Origin of the sequence: Aeromicrobium sp. 636 (assembly GCF_024433585.1) — a bacterium.
GTDB lineage: Bacteria > Actinomycetota > Actinomycetes > Propionibacteriales > Nocardioidaceae > Aeromicrobium > Aeromicrobium senzhongii.
This window is the reverse complement of record NZ_WNJU01000002.1, coordinates 1-18,565: the sequence shown is the minus strand read 5'-3', so window position 1 is coordinate 18,565 and position 18,565 is coordinate 1. Positions and strand designations below refer to the sequence as shown.

General features: G+C 71.2%; 12 protein-coding genes. 9 read left to right on the top strand and 3 right to left on the bottom strand.

The window, feature by feature from the left end:
* Positions 1-54: 54 nt before the first annotated feature.
* Entirely contained in the window at positions 55-633 is a 579-nt protein-coding gene (locus tag GL325_RS06700) for a nucleotide exchange factor GrpE (RefSeq protein ID WP_154596415.1), read from the bottom strand.
* Positions 630-2,468 (bottom strand): molecular chaperone DnaK, encoded by a 1,839-nt coding sequence (gene dnaK, locus GL325_RS06695; RefSeq protein ID WP_154596414.1) that lies wholly within the window; start codon positions 2,466-2,468, stop codon positions 630-632. The genes GL325_RS06700 and dnaK overlap by 4 nt, the downstream gene beginning before the upstream one ends.
* A gap of 196 nt (positions 2,469-2,664) precedes the next feature.
* Between dnaK and GL325_RS06690 the strand changes: the two genes are divergently transcribed.
* The 4 genes from GL325_RS06690 to GL325_RS06675 all read left to right on the top strand — a co-directional run bounded on the left by GL325_RS06690 (position 2,665) and on the right by GL325_RS06675 (position 7,817).
* Positions 2,665-3,858 carry a sensor histidine kinase gene (locus GL325_RS06690; protein ID WP_187769050.1) on the top strand — a complete coding sequence of 398 codons (1,194 nt, stop codon included), beginning with the start codon at positions 2,665-2,667 and terminating at the stop codon, positions 3,856-3,858.
* Positions 3,855-4,523 (top strand): response regulator transcription factor, encoded by a 669-nt coding sequence (locus GL325_RS06685; RefSeq protein WP_222865795.1) that lies wholly within the window; start codon positions 3,855-3,857, stop codon positions 4,521-4,523. Before GL325_RS06690 ends, GL325_RS06685 begins: the two co-directional genes overlap by 4 nt.
* 85 nt (positions 4,524-4,608) lie before the next feature.
* A complete protein-coding gene (locus GL325_RS06680; RefSeq protein WP_187769049.1) occupies positions 4,609-5,385 on the top strand; it encodes an ABC transporter ATP-binding protein in 777 nt (258 codons plus the stop codon).
* Positions 5,382-7,817, top strand: coding sequence for an FtsX-like permease family protein (locus GL325_RS06675; protein ID WP_187769048.1), 2,436 nt, complete (start codon positions 5,382-5,384; stop codon positions 7,815-7,817). The genes GL325_RS06680 and GL325_RS06675 overlap by 4 nt, the downstream gene beginning before the upstream one ends.
* Positions 7,818-7,880: 63 nt before the next feature.
* On the opposite strand, the gene GL325_RS15940 is transcribed toward GL325_RS06675, so the two are convergent.
* Positions 7,881-9,551 carry a GMC family oxidoreductase gene (locus tag GL325_RS15940; RefSeq protein ID WP_187769047.1) on the bottom strand — a complete coding sequence of 557 codons (1,671 nt, stop codon included), beginning with the start codon at positions 9,549-9,551 and terminating at the stop codon, positions 7,881-7,883.
* Between the two features lie 58 nt (positions 9,552-9,609).
* On the opposite strand from GL325_RS15940, the gene GL325_RS06665 reads away from it, so the two are divergent.
* The 5 genes from GL325_RS06665 (at position 9,610) to GL325_RS06645 (ending at position 18,367) form a co-directional block, all read left to right on the top strand.
* Complete coding sequence (locus GL325_RS06665) at positions 9,610-10,191, top strand: TetR/AcrR family transcriptional regulator (protein WP_154596410.1); 582 nt, start codon at positions 9,610-9,612, stop codon at positions 10,189-10,191.
* On the top strand, positions 10,188-11,603 hold the full coding sequence (locus tag GL325_RS06660; protein ID WP_187769046.1) for an NAD(P)/FAD-dependent oxidoreductase: 1,416 nt from the start codon (positions 10,188-10,190) through the stop codon (positions 11,601-11,603). The genes GL325_RS06665 and GL325_RS06660 overlap by 4 nt, the downstream gene beginning before the upstream one ends.
* Positions 11,600-12,187 (top strand): acetoacetate decarboxylase family protein, encoded by a 588-nt coding sequence (locus GL325_RS06655; protein ID WP_187411583.1) that lies wholly within the window; start codon positions 11,600-11,602, stop codon positions 12,185-12,187. Before GL325_RS06660 ends, GL325_RS06655 begins: the two co-directional genes overlap by 4 nt.
* Before the next feature lie 159 nt (positions 12,188-12,346).
* On the top strand, positions 12,347-17,863 hold the full coding sequence (locus GL325_RS06650) for a VWA domain-containing protein (protein WP_187769045.1): 5,517 nt from the start codon (positions 12,347-12,349) through the stop codon (positions 17,861-17,863).
* Positions 17,864-17,920: 57 nt separating this feature from the next.
* A complete protein-coding gene (locus tag GL325_RS06645) occupies positions 17,921-18,367 on the top strand; it encodes a DUF3817 domain-containing protein (protein WP_187769044.1) in 447 nt (148 codons plus the stop codon).
* The last annotated feature ends 198 nt before the right edge of the window (positions 18,368-18,565 follow it).

Sequence of the window (18,565 nt, the reverse complement as noted above, 5' to 3'; positions counted from 1 at the left end):
GGCCGCGGTACGCCGCTCGCACCCGAAGGCACGAGCGGCGTACCGGACCATGCGTCATTCCTCCGTCGTCACCGGCGCTTCGGTGGCCTCGGCGGCGACTCCCGGGTCGACCACACCGACCACCGCGGGCCGCAGCACGCGATCGCCGACACGGTAGCCCGTGCGCATCACCTGGGCGATGCTCTGGACCGCGACGTTCGGGTCCTCGCCGGCGTGGAACACGGCCTCGTGCAGGTTCGGGTCGAAGGGCTCGCCCGTCTCGCCGAACGGCTCCAGGCCGAACTTCGCCAGCGTGCTGCGCAGCTGGTCGGCGACCGCCTTGAAGCCACCGGTCAGCTCGCCGTGCTCCTGCGCGCGGGCCACGTCGTCGAGCACGGTCAGCAGCTCGATCAGGACCTTCTGCTTGCCCGTCTCGATCGCCTGGACGCGAGCGTCCTCGACCCGGCGCTTGTAGTTGATGAACTCCGCCTGCACCCGCTGCAGATCGCCGGTGCGCTCCGCCAGCTGGTCCTCCAGGCTCGGTCCCTGGGGTTCAGGCTCCACGACCTCCGTGGGCTCCTCCGCCGACGGCTCGCCGCCGGCGGGCGCCTCCCCCTGGGGGGAGGTCGCCTCGTCGAACGGCTGCTCGGTCACTTCTGCTCACCCTCGTCATCGACGATCTCGGCCTCGACGACATCGTCGTCATCGGCGGGGGACTCGCCGGCCGGGGCGTCCGTGGCCTGCGCATCGGCGGCCGCGGCGGCGTACATGGCCTCGCCCATCTTGGAGCTGGAGGCGCCCAGCTTCGCGATGGCCTCCTTGACGAGGTCCGTGTCGTCCGTCTCGAGCGAGGACTTCACGGCGTCGAGGTCGATCTGGACCTCGGACTTGACGTCCTCGCCGACCTTGTCGCCGTTCTCGGCCAGGAACTTCTCGGTCGAGTGGACGAGCGTCTCGGCCTGGTTGCGGACCTCGACGGCCTCGCGGCGCTTGCGGTCCTCCTCGGCGTACTGCTCGGCGTCCTTGACCATCTTGTCGATGTCGTCCTTCGACAGGGCGGACCCGCCGGTGATCGTCATCGACTGCTCCTTGCCGGTGCCCCGGTCCTTCGCGGACACGTTCACGATGCCGTTGGCGTCGATGTCGAACGTGACCTCGATCTGCGGCACACCACGCGGCGCCGGCGGCAGGCCGGTCAGCTCGAAGGTGGCCAGCAGCTGGTTGCCGGCGGCCATCTCGCGCTCGCCCTGGTACACCTGGATCGCCACGGAGGGCTGGTTGTCGTCGGCGGTCGTGAAGACCTCGGACCGCTTGGTCGGGATCGTCGTGTTCCGCTCGATGAGCTTCGTCATGACGCCGCCCTTGGTCTCGATGCCCAGCGACAGCGGGGTCACGTCGAGCAGCAGGACGTCCTTGACCTCGCCCTTGAGCACGCCGGCCTGCAGGCTGGCGCCGATCGCGACGACCTCGTCGGGGTTGACGCCCTTGTTGGGCTCTTTGCCGCCGGTGAGGCTCTTGACCAGCTCGGAGACGGCCGGCATACGGGTCGAGCCGCCGACCAGCACGACGTGGTCGATGTCCTTGACGGTGACGCCCGCGTCACGGATGACGTTGTTGAACGGCGCCTTGGTGCGCTCGAGCAGGTCCGACGTGATCTTCTCGAACTCGGCGCGGGTCAGCGTCTCGTCGAGGAAGACGGGGTTGCCGTCGACGACCGTGATGTAGGGCAGGTTGATCGACGTCGAGGACGAGCTGGACAGCTCGATCTTCGCGCGCTCGGCGGCCTCGCGGATGCGGGGCATGGCCATCTTGTCCTTGGTCAGGTCGACGCCGGTCTGGGCCTTGAACTTGTTGACCAGCCAGTCGACGACCGCGTTGTCCCAGTCGTCACCACCGAGGTGGTTGTCACCGCTGGTGGCCTTGACCTCGATGACGCCGTCGCCGATCTCCAGCAGGGACACGTCGAACGTGCCGCCGCCGAGGTCGAAGACGAGGATCGTCTGGTCGTCGGCCTTGTCCAGGCCGTAGGCCAGGGCGGCCGCGGTGGGCTCGTTGATGATGCGGCTGACGTTCAGGCCCGCGATCTCGCCGGCCTCCTTGGTGGCCTGGCGCTGGTGGTCGTTGAAGTACGCCGGCACGGTGATGACCGCGTCGGTGACCGGCTCGCCCAGGTAGGCCTCGGCGTCTCGCTTGAGCTTCTGCAGCACGAAGGCGCTGATCTGCTGGGGGTTGAAGGTCTTGCCGTCGATCTCGGTCGTCCAGTCAGTGCCCATGTAGCGCTTGACGGAGCGGATCGTGCGGTCGACGTTCGTGACGCCCTGACGCTTGGCGACCTCGCCGGTCAGGACCTCACCGTCCTTCGCGAATGCGACGACGGACGGGGTGGTGCGAGCGCCCTCGGCGTTCGCGATGACGGTGGGCTCGCCACCTTCGAGTACGGCGACGACGGAGTTCGTCGTGCCCAGGTCGATGCCTACTGCGCGGGCCATGGTTCCTCCTGTGGTGCTTCGCGGTCTTGCTCGGATGCCTTGAAAACTGTGGGTCAAACAACTTGAGTCATACGTTATCAACTTCGCCCGAGGGCCAGACATTCCCTCGGAGGCATGACGTGTGTCACATCCGCCCCACGCAGGACCAGACCACGGTCTGACGACGGGGCGGACCGGGGCCCCTAGGCTCGGGCGCATGAAGGAGCAGGTCGACGTGTCCCGGAGCCCGTGGCGCCTCGGCCCCCGGGCGGCCCGATGGTTCGACTTCCTGCTCGCCTCGGCCCTCGTCCTGCCCACCTTCCCGCTGACACTCCTGGTCGGGCAGTCGCCCTATCCGGCCCTGCTGTCGTTGGCCCAGACCGTTCCCCTCTTCTGGCGGCGCAGGCACCCGGTCGCGGTGTTCGCCGTCGTCGCGGGCGCCAGCGTGCTGCAGGCCGCGACGTACGACATGCCGGTCTGGGGCCAGGTCGGATTCCCGGCCGCCCTGTACGCGCTGGCGCGCTACGGCTCCGGTCGCTCCGCTCTGGTCGGCCTGTTCGTGGGCCTGTGCGGTGCCGTCGTCGCCTCGTGGGTGTGGACGTCGGCCCAGTTCGCCGCCTATCCGCCGGGCCTGGAGTACATCGACTACGACATGGGGTTGGAGGACCTCCTGCCGTACCTGCTGTCGATCACGGCGATCGTCCTGGCGGCCTGGGCCCTGGGATCGCAGGCACGCATCCGCCGGGCGTACGAGGCAGGTCTCGTCGAGCGCGGTCGCCAGCTCGCACTCGAGGCCGAGCAGCGGGCCGTGCTGGCCGCCGCCGAGGAACGCACCCGGATCGCGCGGGAGATGCACGACGTCGTCGCCCACGGCCTGTCCGTGATGATCGTCCAGGCCGACGGCGCCCGGTACGCCGCCGCCAAGGACCCCCAGATCGCGGTCCGCACCCTCGAGACCGTGGCGAAGGTCGGACGAGAAGGACTCACCGAGATGCGGCGACTGCTGGGCCTGTTGCGGGGCACCGAGGATCCCGCGCTGGCGCCGCAGCCCGGGCTGGCCGACCTGCCCTCGCTCGTCACGGCGAACGACCACGTGGACCTCGAGGTGCCCGATCCCCTGCCCGACGTCCCCGACGGCGTCGCGCTGACCGTCTTCCGGCTCGTCCAGGAGTCGCTCACCAACGTCCGCAAGCACGCCGGTCCGCAGGCGCGGGCCACCGTCCGCCTCCGAGCGCCGGGGGATGCCGTCGAGATCGAGGTCGTCGACGACGGCCACGGCGCCTCGGCCGCCGAGACGTCCGGACTCGGCCTGCTGGGCATGCGCGAGCGGGTCGAGGTGCACGGCGGCACGCTGCACGTCGGTCCCGCGGCCGGAGGCGGTTGGGCCGTGCGTGCGAGGATCCCGCTGTGACCACCCCCATCCGCGTCGCCCTGGTCGACGACCAGCAGATGGTGCGTGCGGGCTTTCGGATGCTGGTCGAGAGCCAGGACGACCTGGTCGTCGTGGGCGAGGCCGGTGACGGCGAGGAGGCCCTGCGCCTGCTGGCCGACGTGGAGGCCGACGTCGTGCTGATGGACGTGCGGATGCCGCGGCTCGACGGTGTCGAGGCGACGCGGCGCCTGGCGCCGGGCGAGGCGGGACCCAAGGTCATCGTGCTGACCACCTTCGACCTCGACGAGTACGCCTTCGCTGCGTTGCGGGCCGGCGCATCGGCGTTCCTGCTCAAGGACGCGGCGCCGCCGGACCTGCTGGGCGCGATCCGGGCCGTCCACGCCGGGGACGCCGTCGTGGCGCCGTCGACCACCCGCCGCCTGCTGGACCACTTCCTGGCCGATCCCGGGCCGGTGCGCCGCACCGACGACGCCGCCGCGCGACGCCTCGCCGCCGTGACCGAGCGCGAGCGCGAGGTGCTGGTTCTCATCGCCCGCGGCCTGAGCAATCCCGAGATCGCCGCCGAGCTCTTCCTGTCCGAGGCCACCGTCAAGACCCACATCGGGCGACTGCTGGCCAAGACGGACTCACGCGACCGGGTGCATCTGGTCCTGCTGGCGTTCGAGGCCGGACTGACCGACTGAGGGGTCCGGGTCATACCGTGGTCTGACCCGAAGATCCGTCCGTACGGCGACGCCCCGGACCCGTCCGCGCACCTAGCGTCGAGCCATGACCTCGACCTCCTTCTCCCACCCGCTCCCGGCCCACGACGCGCCGCCCGCGGCGACCGTGCGCGGCCTGTCCAAGACCTACGGCCACGGCGACACCACGGTGCATGCGCTGCGGTCCGTGGACCTCGATCTGGCGCCGGGCCGCTTCACCGCGATCATGGGCCCGTCGGGCTCCGGCAAGTCCACGCTGATGCACTGCCTCGCCGGCCTGGACCGTCCGACCGAGGGTACGGTCGCGATCGGGGGCGTCGAGCTGACCTCGCTCGGCGATGACCAGCTGACCTGCTTCCGTCGCGACCGGCTGGGCTTCGTCTTCCAGGCGTTCAACCTGCTGCCGATGCTGACGGCGCGGCAGAACATCATGCTGCCGTTCGAGCTGGCGGGCCGGCGCCTCGAACCCGGCGCGACCGAGCGGATCGAGCAGGTCATCGACGTCCTGGGTCTGCGGGACCGCCTCGACCACCGCCCCGGCGAGCTCTCGGGCGGCCAGCAACAGCGCGTGGCGATCGCGCGCGCCCTGGCGTCGGACGCCGACGTCGTGTTCGCCGACGAGCCGACGGGCAACCTCGACAGCACGGCGTCCGGCGAGGTGCTCTCGTTCCTGCGCCGCAGCGTGACCGACCTCGGCCACACGGTGATCATGGTGACGCACGAGCTCGACGCGGCCGCGTACGCCGACGACGTCGTCGTCCTGGCCGACGGCAGGATCCGCGAGCACCTGGTCGCTCCCTCGCGCGAGCAGGTCGCCGCCACCCTCGAGGCCGGTGTCCGATGAGGACCGTCCTGATCGCGTCGCTGCGGACCTACACCCGCCGGTACGTCGCCGCGCTGCTCGCGGTCACGATCGCGGTCGCCTTCGTCGTGGTGATCGACGCCCTCGGGTCGGGCGCGCGCAACGCCGTCGCGGTCACCGTGGAGAAGGCCTATCCGGACGCCGAGCTCATCGTCAGCGACGGGTACTGGATGGCCCAGGACGAGGACGTCGCCCGGACGCTGGCCGTCGCTCGCGAGCGCGGCGACCGCGCGTCGGTCCTGGCCACGGCCAAGGGGCAGGTCGACGGGCCGTCCGGGTCCCTGGGCAGTGACGTGGAGATCGGCACCGTCTCGACCGACTCCGGCCTGCGCTCGCAGGAGATCGCCGAGGGCCGCGCCCCGCGGGCCGACGACGAGGCGCTCATGACCCGCAGCATGGCCACCGCCCATGAGATCGGGCTCGGCGACCGCATCACCGTGGGCGACGGCGACCTGGCGCAGGAGCTCACCGTCGTCGGATTCAGTGGCCCCTCCTCGCCTGCCGGCGGCGATGTCGACGTGCCGTGGCCCGCCCTGCAGGCGGCGACCGACACGATGGCCGAGTCCGTCGCGTACGACGTCCGCGACGGAGACGTCGCCGGCGCCCGGCAGGCTCTGTCCGAGGCCGTGGAATCGCAGGTGCAGAGCCGCGACGACTACGTCGCCGAGCGCATCGTCGCGATGAACAACGGCGTCGACATCCTGGCGATGCTGCTGCTGCTCTTCGCCGCTGTCGCCGGGTTCGTCGCCGTGCTGGTCATCGCGAACACGTTCACGATCCTGTTCGCCCAGCGCAGCCGCGACTTCGCGCTGCTGCGCTGCGTCGGCGCGACCCGCCGCCAGGTCCTGCGCTCGGTCCGGACCGAGGCGCTGGTGCTCGCCCTGCTCGCCGCCACCGCCGGCATCGTCGCGGGCATCGCCGGCGGGATCGGACTGGGAGCGCTCGTCCGCCTCCTCGCGGGCGAGGAGAACTTCGGTGCCGTCTCGTTCTCGCCGGTCTGGATGGGCGCGGCCTTCGTCGGTGGCCTGCTGACGACGGTCGTCGCGGCCTGGTTCCCGACCCGCTCGGTCCTGCGGGTGAGCCCTCTGGCCGCACTCCGGCCGGCCGAGCAGCCGACGGCGCGGACGACCTCTGGTCGTGTGCGGATCGCCCTGGGCCTGCTCGTCACGGCCGCGGGCGCCGCCGGTCTGGTCACCGCCGACCTGGTCACCTCGATGGAGCTCATGCTGGTCGCCGGCATGGTGTCCTTCGTCGGCGTCCTGCTGCTGGGGCCGGTCCTGGTGCCGGCGATGCTGCGACTGGTGGGCCGCACCGGCGGCCGGGCGGGCGGGCCGTTCCGGGTCGCCGCCGCGAACGCCGTGCGCAACCCCCGGCGCAGCGCGGCCACCACCGCGTCGCTGCTGGTGGGCGTCACCCTCGCCACGGCCGTGCTGACCGGCATGACGAGCGCGCGTCAGGTCGTGGCCCAGGGGATGAACGCCGAGTACCCGGTCGACTACGCGCTCGCGGGCGGCGGTCCGATCGCCGTCGAGACGATCGAGCGCGTGCGCGGACTCGAGGGCGTCGACGAGGTCCTGCCCGTCACCGGGGCGGTGGTCGAGACCGAGATGGGTCGGCTGCCCGTCATCGCACCGTCCGACGCCGCGCGCGCCCGGACGCTCGATCCGGGCAGCACCCGGGCTCGCGACACCGAGATCATCGTGCCCCACGCACTGATCACGACGTTCGACGAGGGCGTGCCCGACCGCTTGACCCTGCGCACGAAGGCAGGCACCGTCGCGGTCGACACCCGGCTCGAGCCCTTGGGCTCGGGCGCCGCCGCGATCGTCTCACCCGCCGTGCTGGAACAGCTCACGACGGAGCCCACCACCCAAGCGCTGTGGGTCCTGGCCGACGACGGAGCGGACGGGGACGAGCTCGGCGAGGCGCTCCGGACGGCCACGCGGAGCACCGGCCTCGACGTGACCGACAACCTCACGGACCAGCAGTGGGTGGCGACGCAGCTCGACGTCCTGGTGTGGGCCGTGCTCGGCCTGCTGGGCGTCGGTGTCCTGATCGCCCTCGTCGGCATCGCGAACACGGTCGGGCTCTCGATCCTGGAGCGGTCCCGTGAGCACGCGCTGCTGCGGGCGCTCGGCCTGACCCGGCGCGGGCTGCGGCGGATGCTCGCTGCAGAGGGGATGTTGCTGGCCCTCGTCGCGGCCGTGCTCGGGACAGGGCTCGGGGTCCTCTACGCCTGGTTCGGCGTCCGGACGGTCGTGGCGCCCCTCATGGAGGACGCGCGCCTCGTCGTGCCGTGGGCCCAGCTGGCGGCGGTGCTCGTGGTGGCCGCGCTGGCCGGCCTGGCGGCGTCGACCCTGCCCGCCCGCCGCGGTGCACGGATCACGCCCGCGGAAGGGCTCACCCTCGACTGAGGCACACCGAGGCCTCCGGGACCGCTCCGTCAGGGAGCCGGCTCCGGGGGCCTCGGTCGTGCGTCACGCCCAGGTCAGCTCGGCCGGCGCGCCGACCGGGACCTGCGGATTCCGCGGCGCCACGAGCGGCACCCGCCGGTAGGGCTCGCCGAGCGGTGGGCGCTGGTCGGCGTCACCGCGGTTGGGCCACATCGCCAGGGCGCGCTCGGCCTGGGCGGTGATCGTCAGCGAGGGGTTCACGCCGAGATTGGCGCTGATCGTCGAGCCGTCGATCACGTGCAGGCCCGGGTGCCCGAACATCCGGTGGTACGGGTCGATCACGCCGTGCTCGGGCGTGGCACCGATGACGCAGCCGCCGATGAAGTGCGCCGTCAGGGGGACGCCCACGAGGTCCGCCATCGATCCACCCGCCACGCCTCCGAAGCGTGCGGCCAGGCGTCGCGCGATCTGGTGGGAGACCTCGATCCACTCCGGATTCGGGTCCCCCTCGCCCTGGCGGGTCGTCATGCTCAGCCCCCAGGGCCGCCGCCGCAGGAACGTCGTCACCGAGTTGTCCAACGTCTGCATCGTGAGGATCACGAGCGACTGCTCGGCCCAGCGCCGCGGGTCGTGCAGCCGCCACGCCGCCCGGAATCCGAGCTTGCGATAGGTCCGGATCGCCGCCCGCCACCGCGGCAGCCCTTCGACCGGGTCGACCAGGTGTGCGTTGAGCAGCCCGATCACGCCCGAGCCCGGCCCGTACCGCACCGGCTCGACGTGGGTCTGCGGATCGGGGTGGAACGACGAGGTGATCGCGAGGCCGCGGGTGTGGTCGGCCCGGCGATCGGTGTCACGGGCCGTCAGGACGGACTCGGAGTTGGTCCGCGCGAGCTTGCCCAGCATGGGCGAGATCCGCGGCAACGAACGGCGCTTGAGCCGGTGCAGCAGGTTCTGGGTGTTCAGCGAGTTGCCCGCGAACACGACCTGCTCGGCCGTGAGCCGGTCCCGCTTCCACGCCGCTCCCGACGCCCGCGTCGACACGCGGTATCCACCGCGGTGGGGCTTCACGTCCACGACCGTCGTCAGCGGCCGGACCTCGACCCCGGCCTGCTCGGCCAGGTACAGGTAGTTCTTCACGAGGGTGTTCTTCGCCCCCACGCGGCAGCCGGTCATGCAGGCGCCGCACTCGGTGCAGGTCGTGCGTTCCGGCCCGCGCCCTCCGAAGAACGGATCGGCCAACGGCAGCCCCGGGCGGTCGCCGAACAGGACGCCGACGTCGGCGGGGTGCACCGTGTCGGAGACGCCCATCTCGGCGGCGATGTCGGCCATCCACCGGTCGGGCTCGGTCATCCCGGGGTACGTGACGACGCCGAGCATCCGGCGGGCCTGGTCGTAGTGCGGGGCCAGCTCGTCACGCCAGTCGGTGATGTGCGCCCAGCGCGGATCCTCGAAGTACTCGTCACCGGGCTGGTAGAGCGTGTTGGCGTAGACCAGCGATCCGCCGCCCACCCCGGCGCCGCTCGCGATGAGGACGTCGCGCAACGGCGTGACCCGTAGCAGGCCGAAGCACCGCGCCCACGGCGCCCACAGGTACCGGCGGACGTCCCACGAGGTCTTGGCGAACTCGTCGTCCGCGAAGCGCCGGCCGGCCTCGAGGACGACCACGCGGTAGCCCTTCTCCACGAGGCGCAGCGCCGTCACACTGCCGCCGAAGCCCGAGCCGACGACGGCCACGTCATAGTCGAAGTCCTTCACGCGACCTCACAGTAGGGCTCTATTGACAATCTGCCAATAGGCTCACGAGACTGCTCCCATGTCCCCCGCCCGCACCCGACTCGCGCCCGACTCCCGACGCCGGTCGATCCTCGACGCCGCGGCGGTGCTCTACGCGAGCCGGCCCTACGACCAGGTCTCCACCACCGAGCTCGCCCGGGCCGCCGACGTGACCCGCGGCCTGGTCCACCACTACTTCGGCAGCAAGCGCGAGCTGTTCCTGGAGGTCATGCGCGAGTCGGTGATGATGCCCGACGCCGCACTGCCCGACCTCTCGACGCTCCCCCTGCCCGAGCGGGTGTCCCGCACGATCGACTGGATCCTGGACGCGGCCACCACCTACGGCCAGGCCTGGGTCGCCGCCTCCGGAGCGGCGAACCTGCACGGCGACTCCGACGTCCAGGTCATCGTCGACGAGGCCGACGACCGCGCCGCGCGACTCGTGCTGGACGCCCTGGCCCTGCCCGACGACGCCGCCCTGCGCGCCCGACTCCGCCCCGTCGCCGCCTACGTCAAGGCGCTGTGCCGCGAGTGGCTCGTGCAGGAGACGCTCGACCGCGCGACGGTGCACGCCGACGTGTGCTCCGCCGTCCTGACCGTCACCGGGACGGAGGCACCATGACCTCGATCGGCATCATCGGCACCGGCTTCGGCGGCATCGGGACGGCCGCCGAGCTGCTCACGCACGGCTACTCCGACGTGCGTCTGTGGGAGCGCGCCGAGACCGTCGGTGGCGTCTGGCGTGACAACACCTATCCGGGCGCGGCGTGCGACGTCCCGGGCCCCCTCTACTCGTTCTCGTTCGCGCCGAACGGCGACTGGACCCGCCGCTACCCCGCCCAGGCCGAGATCCTCGCGTACCTGGGGCGGGTCGCGGACCAGTACGGCGTCACGGAGCGGACCCGCTTCGGCGCGCGCGTCGTCTCGGCCCGGTGGGACCAGGACGCCTGGCACGTCGGGTTCGACGACGGCACCACCGAGTCCGTCGACGTGCTGATCAGCGCCGTCGGACAGCTCTCCGAGCCGAGCGCGCCGGACGTCGAGGGGTGGGAGTCGTTCGCGGGCACCGTCCTGCACGCCGGCAGCTGGGACGACGCGGTGGACCTGACCGGTCAACGGGTCGCGGTGGTCGGCACCGGTGCCTCCGCGGTGCAGATCGTGCCGCGGCTGGCCGAGGTCGCCCGCGAGCTCGTGGTGCTGCAACGCTCGGCCAACCACATCCTGCCCAAGCCGGACGGCGCCTATCCGGACTGGTACCGCGACCGCGCCCAGCGCGAGCGACGCCCGATCGACTGGGTGACCCAGCAGTTCTCCCGCGGCCTGGACCCGGACTCGACCGTGGCCACCGTGATCGAGCGACTCGCCTCGGCGCACCTGCGCCTGCGCGTCCGGGACGAGGAGCTGCGCCGGCACCTCACGCCGCGTCACCAGGTCGGCTGCAAGCGCATCCTGTTCTCCAACGACTACTACCCGACCCTGACCCGGGACCACGTCCGGCTGGTGCCCCACGCTCTCGCCGAGGTGCGGCCGGACGCGATCCGGACGGCGGACGGACCGTGGCACGAGGTGGACGCGATCTGCTTCGCCACCGGCTTCGACACCCAGGACTTCCTGCACGGCATCGAGGTGACGGGGCCCGGGGGTGACCTCCACGAGGCGTGGAGCGGCGGGGCGCGAGCCCACCTGGGCATCCACGTGCCCGGGTTCCCGAACCTCTTCCTGGCCTACGGGCCGAACACCAATCTCGGCGGCGGATCGATCATCACGATGCTCGAGGCCCAGGCCCGCCACATCCGCGCCACACTGGACCGGATGGATCATCACGGAGCACGCCGCGTGCAGGCCCGTGCGGAGGCCGAGCAGCGCTGGGACGACCGCGTCCAGCACGATCTGGCCCACTCGGCCTGGGCGTCGTGCATGAGCTGGTACCACCACCCCGAGACCGGCCGGATCACGTCGAACTGGCCCGGCGGGACGCACACCTACGAAGCGGCGGTCGCCGAGGTGCACGACGAGGAGTTCCTGTGGACGTGACGAGCTTTCCCAGCGAGCCGTGGGACCTGTACGGCCACGGCCTGGTCACCGTCGGGCTGTTGCCGGCGCAGGGCCTGAGCGCCCCTCCCGGCACGCGACTGGTGACGATCCGGGGACGGGCGATCGTGGGGGCCGTGCTGCTGCAGTACACCGCGCCGAGCCCGTTGACCTATCACGAGCTCATGGCGGCGGTCCTCGTCCGCCGTGGCCTGCGGCTCTTCGTGCACATCCCCGACATCTGGGTCGACAGTCCCGCCTCGCGTGCCGGCGGGCGGGCCCTGTGGGCCATCCCGAAGGAGCTCGCCGACTTCGAGGACCACGGGCTCCGGGCCGTCGGGATCGCCTCGGCCCGCCTGCGTCGCATCCGCGGGACGCTCAAGACGCCAGCCGGTTTCCGGGTGGCCCAGGAGCGCGATGGTCGCGCACTGGTCACGCCCGTCCGCGGCTCGGCCGCCGTCTCACCCGCACGGGTGGGCTGGACCTTCGAGGCCGCGGGCCCGTTGGCGCAGCTCGCCGACCTGCGCCCGCTCGCTCACCTCGTGATCCGACGTTTCCACCTCGTCTTCGGCCCCGCCGACCGCTGACCTGGCGAGGGCCACTTCCTGGCCGCCGGTTCGGCTGACCCGTGCTCATTCGTCCAATCTGGGGCAGCATGGTTCTCATACGTGCGTGAGCGCGCATGTCCGGATCGGGGGATCCACATGGACAACAGGGGAATCTGGACCAGGCGAACCGGCCGCTTCATGGCGTCCGCAGCGGCGCTGCTGCTGCTGGCTGTCCTCGGAGCACCGCCCATGGGCGCTGTACCGACAGTCCTGCCTGCGGAGGTCCCGCCGGCAACGGGCAACAACGCGGTCATCAACGTCCAGGTCGGCGCCGACCGCGTGGGGACGAACGCCGTGTCGAGCCTGGCCGGCGTGACGCTGCGGCTCTACAACGGGACCACGGCCCCCACGACCCCCGTCGCCGACGCGTGGGCGACCTGCGTGTCGGACGGGGACGGTGACTGCAGCTTCGTCGTCCCGGACACCCAGACGAGCGCCATCAACACGTGTATCGGCATCACCTCCGGAGCCAACTGCGATCGCCGTTTCTGGGTGGTGCAGGTCGGCGCGCCGGAGGGATTCTCGGTCAACTCCTCGTTCCGGACGGGCAACGGCGACGGCACGAGCTCGCAGACCACGGCGTACGAGTTCCGGACCGGGTCGACGCTCCGTGCCGGGAACACCTACAGCTCGACGTCGGACTTCATGATCGCGACGGGCAACACGAACCGTGCTGCCTCCGGCGGAGTGTGGCAGCAGTCCCGGATCAATCCGGCCCCGACCCAGAGCTGTGGCCTCGACGTGGCGGTCGTCCAGGACCTGTCTGGCTCGGTGACGTCGTCGCAGCTCGAGGACCTCAAGGCGGCGACGGACACCTTCGCCGACTCCCTCGTCGGCACGCCGTCGCGGCTGGCCCTGTTCTCGTTCTCCACCGTGTCGCCGGCCACCGGGGCGACGCAGAACTACCCCGGACTCACCTCGGTCGCCACGCAGCAGGGCGCGGACACGTTCAAGGCGCGCTACCAGTCCTGGACCTCCGGCGGCGGAACGAACTGGGACCGAGGGCTCGCGGCTCCGGCACAGGCTGCCCCCACCTACGACCTCGTGGTCGTGATCACCGACGGAGACCCGACCTTCTACTCGCAGCCCCAGCAAGGACCGGGTAACTTCAGCCGGATCCGCGAGGTGGAGAACGGCGTCTTCTCCGCCAACGCCCTGAAGGCCAAAGGCACGCGCGTCCTGGCGGTCGGCGTCGGCGCCGGCGTGAGCACCCCCGCCACCGCCCTGAATCTGCGAGCGATCTCCGGTCCGACGGCCTACGACGGCAGCAACGCCGAGACCGCCGACTACTTCCAGGTCGCGAACTACGACGCCGTGGGAGCCGCCCTCCGACAGCTCGCCCTCGGCGACTGCGAAGAGTCGCTGTCGGTGATCAAGCAGATCGTCGGTCCGGACGGCGACATCACGAACGCGACGCCGGGCGGAGCAGGATGGACGTTCGACGCGGCGACCACCACGCCGGGCGTGAGCCTGCCGACCACCAGCGCAACGACCGATGCCACCAGCGGCGTCAACTTCCCGATCACCTTCGGCGGTGGCGTGACCACGGGTGCGATCACGGTGAACGAGACCGAGCAGGAGGGCGAGGCGCTGTTCCCCGTCGACGGGTTCAACGGCGTCTGTCGCAACCTTGCCACCGAGGAGGCTGTCCCGGTCACGAACTCGGGTGCGACCGGTTTCACCGTCGATGTGCCGAGCTCTGCCCCCGTGAGCTGCATCGTCTACAACCAGGCCGTCGCGCCCGCCTCGATCACCGTCGACAAGGAATGGGTCATCAACGGTGCTGCCCCCGTCCCGAACGGCAACCAGCCCGGTGGACTCACGGCGGAGCTGACCCTGACCGGCCCCGACGGCGCAGCCGCCTCCCGCCAGGACTGGGGTGTCACACGTCCCGGCTACAGCGAGGGCGACACCGTCACCGTGGACGAGGACGTCGTCATCGCAGAGTCGAGCATCGACGCCGACCTGTGCACGATCGGCGAGCCCGCGATCGTCGAGGTCAACGGCGCCGCGGTCACGCCGATCCCGATCCCGGACGGGTCCGACCGGACGCTGGCAGCCGGTGCCAACACCTTGACCATCCGCAACACCGTCGACTGCGAGTCCCGACTGACGCTCGCCAAGAACGTGGTCGGGACCGAGCCCCCGACGTCGTGGGACCTCTCGGCGCTCCCGGCGCCGGACGAACCGGCCGGCCAACTGCCCGGCCCGAGCGGCACGGCGGGGAGCGAGCCCGTCACTGATCAGGTCGTCACGGCACTGGTTCCGTACCAGCTGGCCGAGGCAGGCGGACCTCCGACGTACGTCCAGAACGACGTCCGGTCCACCGACACCTATCCGTTGTCGACGGGCTCCTGGGCGTGCATCCGCATCGATGCCGACGGCGAGCAGGTCCCGGGCTTCGCCGACGGCCTCAACGGCGCCGTCACCGTGCCGTTCGGCGAGCGGGTGCAGTGCACCGCCACGAACCAGACCGGTCGCCTCACGCTCATCAAGGACGTGGTGAACGAGGGCAGCGGGACCGCCGAGCCCGGCGACTTCACGCTGAGCGCGACTCCCGGCGACGACCCACCGGTGGCAGGTCTCGAGACCTACTCGGGGCCCGGGACCACGGCCGGCACGACGTACGAGGTGCGACCGGGCCACCCGTACGCGCTGGGTGAGACCGGGGTCCCCGGATACACGTTGGTCGCGGTGAACTGCGAATCCGATGGTGCGACCCGCGACATCCGGACCGTGACGGTCGGTGCCGGGGAGACGGTGGTGTGCACCTTCGTGAACGACGACGACCCGGCGCAGCTGACGTTGCGCAAGCAGGTGGACACCGGGGAGACCGGCGCCACCGACGAGCCAGCGGACTGGACGCTGACCGCGACGCCGGACGGGATCACCGGCCAGGACCCGGTCAGCGGCAACGGCGCGAACGGCGTGACCGACGAGGACGTGATCTCGGGAACCTACGACCTGAGCGAGGACGGACCGGCCGGCTACGACGCAGGAGACTGGACCTGCGAAGGGGACGGCGGGACGCTGGAGGGGACGTCGCTGACGTTGGCCAACGGCGCTGACGTCACGTGCACGATCACGAACACGGCACAGCAGCCCACCTTGACGTTGGTGAAGGACGTGGTGAACAACGCCGGCGGGACGGCGGAGCCGACCGACTGGACGCTGTCCGCTGACGGCCCGACGCCGCTCAGCGGTACGACCGGCACCGACGCGGTGACCGGCCGTGCCGTCGAGGTCGGGTCGTACGCTCTGTCCGAGTCGGGCGGGCCCGCGGGTTACGGGGCTTCGGACTGGGTCTGCATCGGTCCGGATGGTCCCGTCCCGGTCGTGGATGGTTCGGTGTCGGTGGGTCTGGGCCAGGACCTGACGTGCACGATCACCAATGACGATGCGCCGGCGGCGTTGACGTTGGTCAAGGAGGTCGTGAACGACAACGGCGGCACGGCCGAGGCGACGGAGTGGACGCTGACTGCTGACGGTCCGACGACGATCAGCGGTGCGACCGGATCCGAGGCGGTGACCGGCGCGACGGTGGAGGCCGGATCGTACGACCTGTCGGAGGCCGACGGGCCGGCCGGCTACACCGCCTCGGACTGGACCTGCACGGGCGCGACCCTCGAGGGCACGACCGTGACGGTCGCCAACGGCGGTGACGCGACCTGCACCATCACCAACGACGACCAGCCCGCCACGCTCACGTTGGTCAAGGAGGTCGAGAACGACAACGGCGGCACGGCCGAGGCGACTGCCTGGACGCTGACCGCCGAGGGGCCGACGCTCATCACCGGCACGACCGGTTCCGAGGCGGTGACCGGCGCGACCGTCGATGCCGGGCAGTACGACCTCTCGGAGGCTGGCGGTCCGGGCGGGTACCTCCCCGGTGACTGGAGCTGTGCCGGTGGAGAGCTCGAGGGAATCACCGTCACGGTCGCCAGCGGTGCCGACGTGACCTGCACGATCACCAATGACGACCAACCCGCCACGCTCACCCTCGTCAAGGACGTCGTGAACGACAACGGCGGCACGGCCGAGGCGACTGCCTGGACGCTGTCTGCTGACGGCCCGACGACGATCTCCGGCACGACCGGCTCCGAGGCGGTGACCGGCGCGACGGTCGATGCCGGGCAGTATGACCTGTCCGAGGCCGACGGGCCGGCCGGCTACACCGCCTCGGACTGGACCTGCACGGGTGCCACGGTCGAGGGCACGACCGTCACGGTCGCCAACGGCGGTGCCGTGACCTGCACCATCACCAACGACGACCAGCCCGCCACGCTCACGCTGGTCAAGGAGGTCCAGAACGACAACGGCGGCACGGCCGAGGCGACCGACTGGACCCTGACTGCTGATGGTCCGACGCCGATCTCCGGCACGACCGGCACCGAGGCGGTGACCGGCGCGACGGTGGACGCCGGAGCGTACATCCTCACGGAGGCCGACGGTCCGGCCGGCTACGACGCCGGCGACTGGACCTGTGAATGGGCCGGGGGGACGTCGGAGGGGTCCTCGCTGATCCTGGCCAACGGAGAGACGGCCACCTGCACGATCACCAATGACGACCAGCCCGCCACGCTCACCTTGGTCAAGGAGGTCGAGAACGACGACGGCGGCACGGCCGAGCCCGGCGAATGGACGCTGACCGCTGATGGCCCGACGACGATCTCCGGCACGACCGGCACTGAGGCGGTGACCGGCGCGACGGTGAACGCCGGACAGTACGACCTCTCGGAGGCCGACGGTCCGGCCGGCTACGACGCCGGTGACTGGAGCTGTACGGGCGGAGAGGTCGAGGGCGCGAGCCTCACGGTCGCCAACGGCGGTGCCGTGACGTGCACGATCGTCAACCGCGACCGGCAGGCCACGCTGACCCTGGTCAAGGACGTCGTGAACGACAACGGCGGCACGGCCGAGGCGACCGACTGGACGCTCTCGGCTGACGGACCGACGGCGGGGATCACCGGCGCTACCGGCAGCCCGGAGGTCACCCGGGTCCCGGTGCAGGTCGGAGCGTACGACCTCACGGAGGCCGACGGCCCGGCCGGTTACACCGCCGGCGACTGGAGTTGTACGGCCGCAGAGGTCGAGGGAAACACGGTCACGGTTCCGATCGGCGCTGACGTGTCGTGCACGATCGTGAACGACGACCAGCCCGCCACGCTCACGCTGATCAAGGAGGTCGTGAACGACAACGGTGGCACGGGCGAGGCGACCGACTGGACGCTGTCTGCTGATGGCCCGACGCCGATCTCCGGCACGACCGGCACCGAGGCGGTGACCGGCGCGACGGTCGATGCCGGACGGTACGACCTCACGGAGGCCGACGGCCCGGCCGGCTACACCGCCGGCGACTGGGTCTGCACGGGAGTTCGCCCGCCCGAGGGCCCGTTGCTCACCGTGGCCAACGGCACGAACATCACCTGCACGATCACCAATGACGACAACGCGACGCCCACCCCGCGCACTCCCCCGACTCCCGGTCCCCTCAGTCCTGACGGGGACACCAACCCCGCTGGCCCGTGGTTCGGGGAACTCCCCGGAGCCGGTGGTCCTGCCGGTTGGATCACCGCGGCGGCCCTCCTGCTCGTCGCTGCCGGTGCGTACCTGATCGCCCGGCGTCGCAGCGAGGACGAGGGACCGCAGGACTGACGGCCGAGTGACCAGCGGGGCGTCCCCAGGGCTTGTCCCACCCGGGACAATGGAGACATGTCCCCCCGTCGTCTGTTCCGCACGGTCGCCATCGCCGAGGCCATCACTTGGGCCCTGCTGCTGACCGGCATGTTCCTCAAGTACGTCACCGACACGACCGAGCTGGGAGTACGCATCGGCGGAATGATCCACGGGGTGGTCTTCGTCGCCTACGTCGTCACCACCGTCGTCGTGGCGATCGATGCCCGGTGGAGCCTCAAGCGCACGACCCTGGGCCTGCTGGCAGCCGTTCCCCCGTTCTTCACGGTCTGGTTCGACGTCGCGAGCGAGCGCCGCGGTGCCCTGCCCGACCGCTGGCGGCTCACCACCGAGCAGCCCGCCGGCACGCTCGATCGCGTTGTCGCCTGGCTCGTCCGCAAGCCCGTCCAGGGCGTGGCCGTCGGCCTCGTGGCGGTCGCCGTCCTGACCGGTGCGGCCCTGCTCGTCGGACCGCCCACCAGCTGATCCTCAACGACGAAGGACCCTGCATCCGAGCCCCAGAGGGCGGGATGCAGGGTCCTTGTCGTTGGACGCCTAGTTTTCGAGTTGGTTGATGCGGTCTTGGGCGTCGGTGAGTCCGTGGGTGTCGGTGCCGGCGACGCGGTGGAACCAGGTGATGGCTTCTTGGGTGCGTCCGGCTGCGGCGAGGGTGTCGGCGTAGGC

What these genes read in the sequence shown, in the direction of transcription:
- GL325_RS06675 (WP_187769048.1), top strand. Translation starts at nt 5,382, where the DNA reads ATGAGGACCGTCCTGATCGCGTCGCTGCGGACCTACACCCGCCGGTAC.
- GL325_RS06660 (WP_187769046.1), top strand. Translation starts at nt 10,188, where the DNA reads ATGACCTCGATCGGCATCATCGGCACCGGCTTCGGCGGCATCGGGACG.
- GL325_RS06665 (WP_154596410.1), top strand. Translation starts at nt 9,610, where the DNA reads ATGTCCCCCGCCCGCACCCGACTCGCGCCCGACTCCCGACGCCGGTCG.
- GL325_RS06690 (WP_187769050.1), top strand. Translation starts at nt 2,665, where the DNA reads ATGAAGGAGCAGGTCGACGTGTCCCGGAGCCCGTGGCGCCTCGGCCCC.
- GL325_RS06645 (WP_187769044.1), top strand. Translation starts at nt 17,921, where the DNA reads ATGTCCCCCCGTCGTCTGTTCCGCACGGTCGCCATCGCCGAGGCCATC.
- GL325_RS06680 (WP_187769049.1), top strand. Translation starts at nt 4,609, where the DNA reads ATGACCTCGACCTCCTTCTCCCACCCGCTCCCGGCCCACGACGCGCCG.
- dnaK (WP_154596414.1), bottom strand. Translation starts at nt 2,468, where the DNA reads ATGGCCCGCGCAGTAGGCATCGACCTGGGCACGACGAACTCCGTCGTC.
- GL325_RS06650 (WP_187769045.1), top strand. Translation starts at nt 12,347, where the DNA reads ATGGCGTCCGCAGCGGCGCTGCTGCTGCTGGCTGTCCTCGGAGCACCG.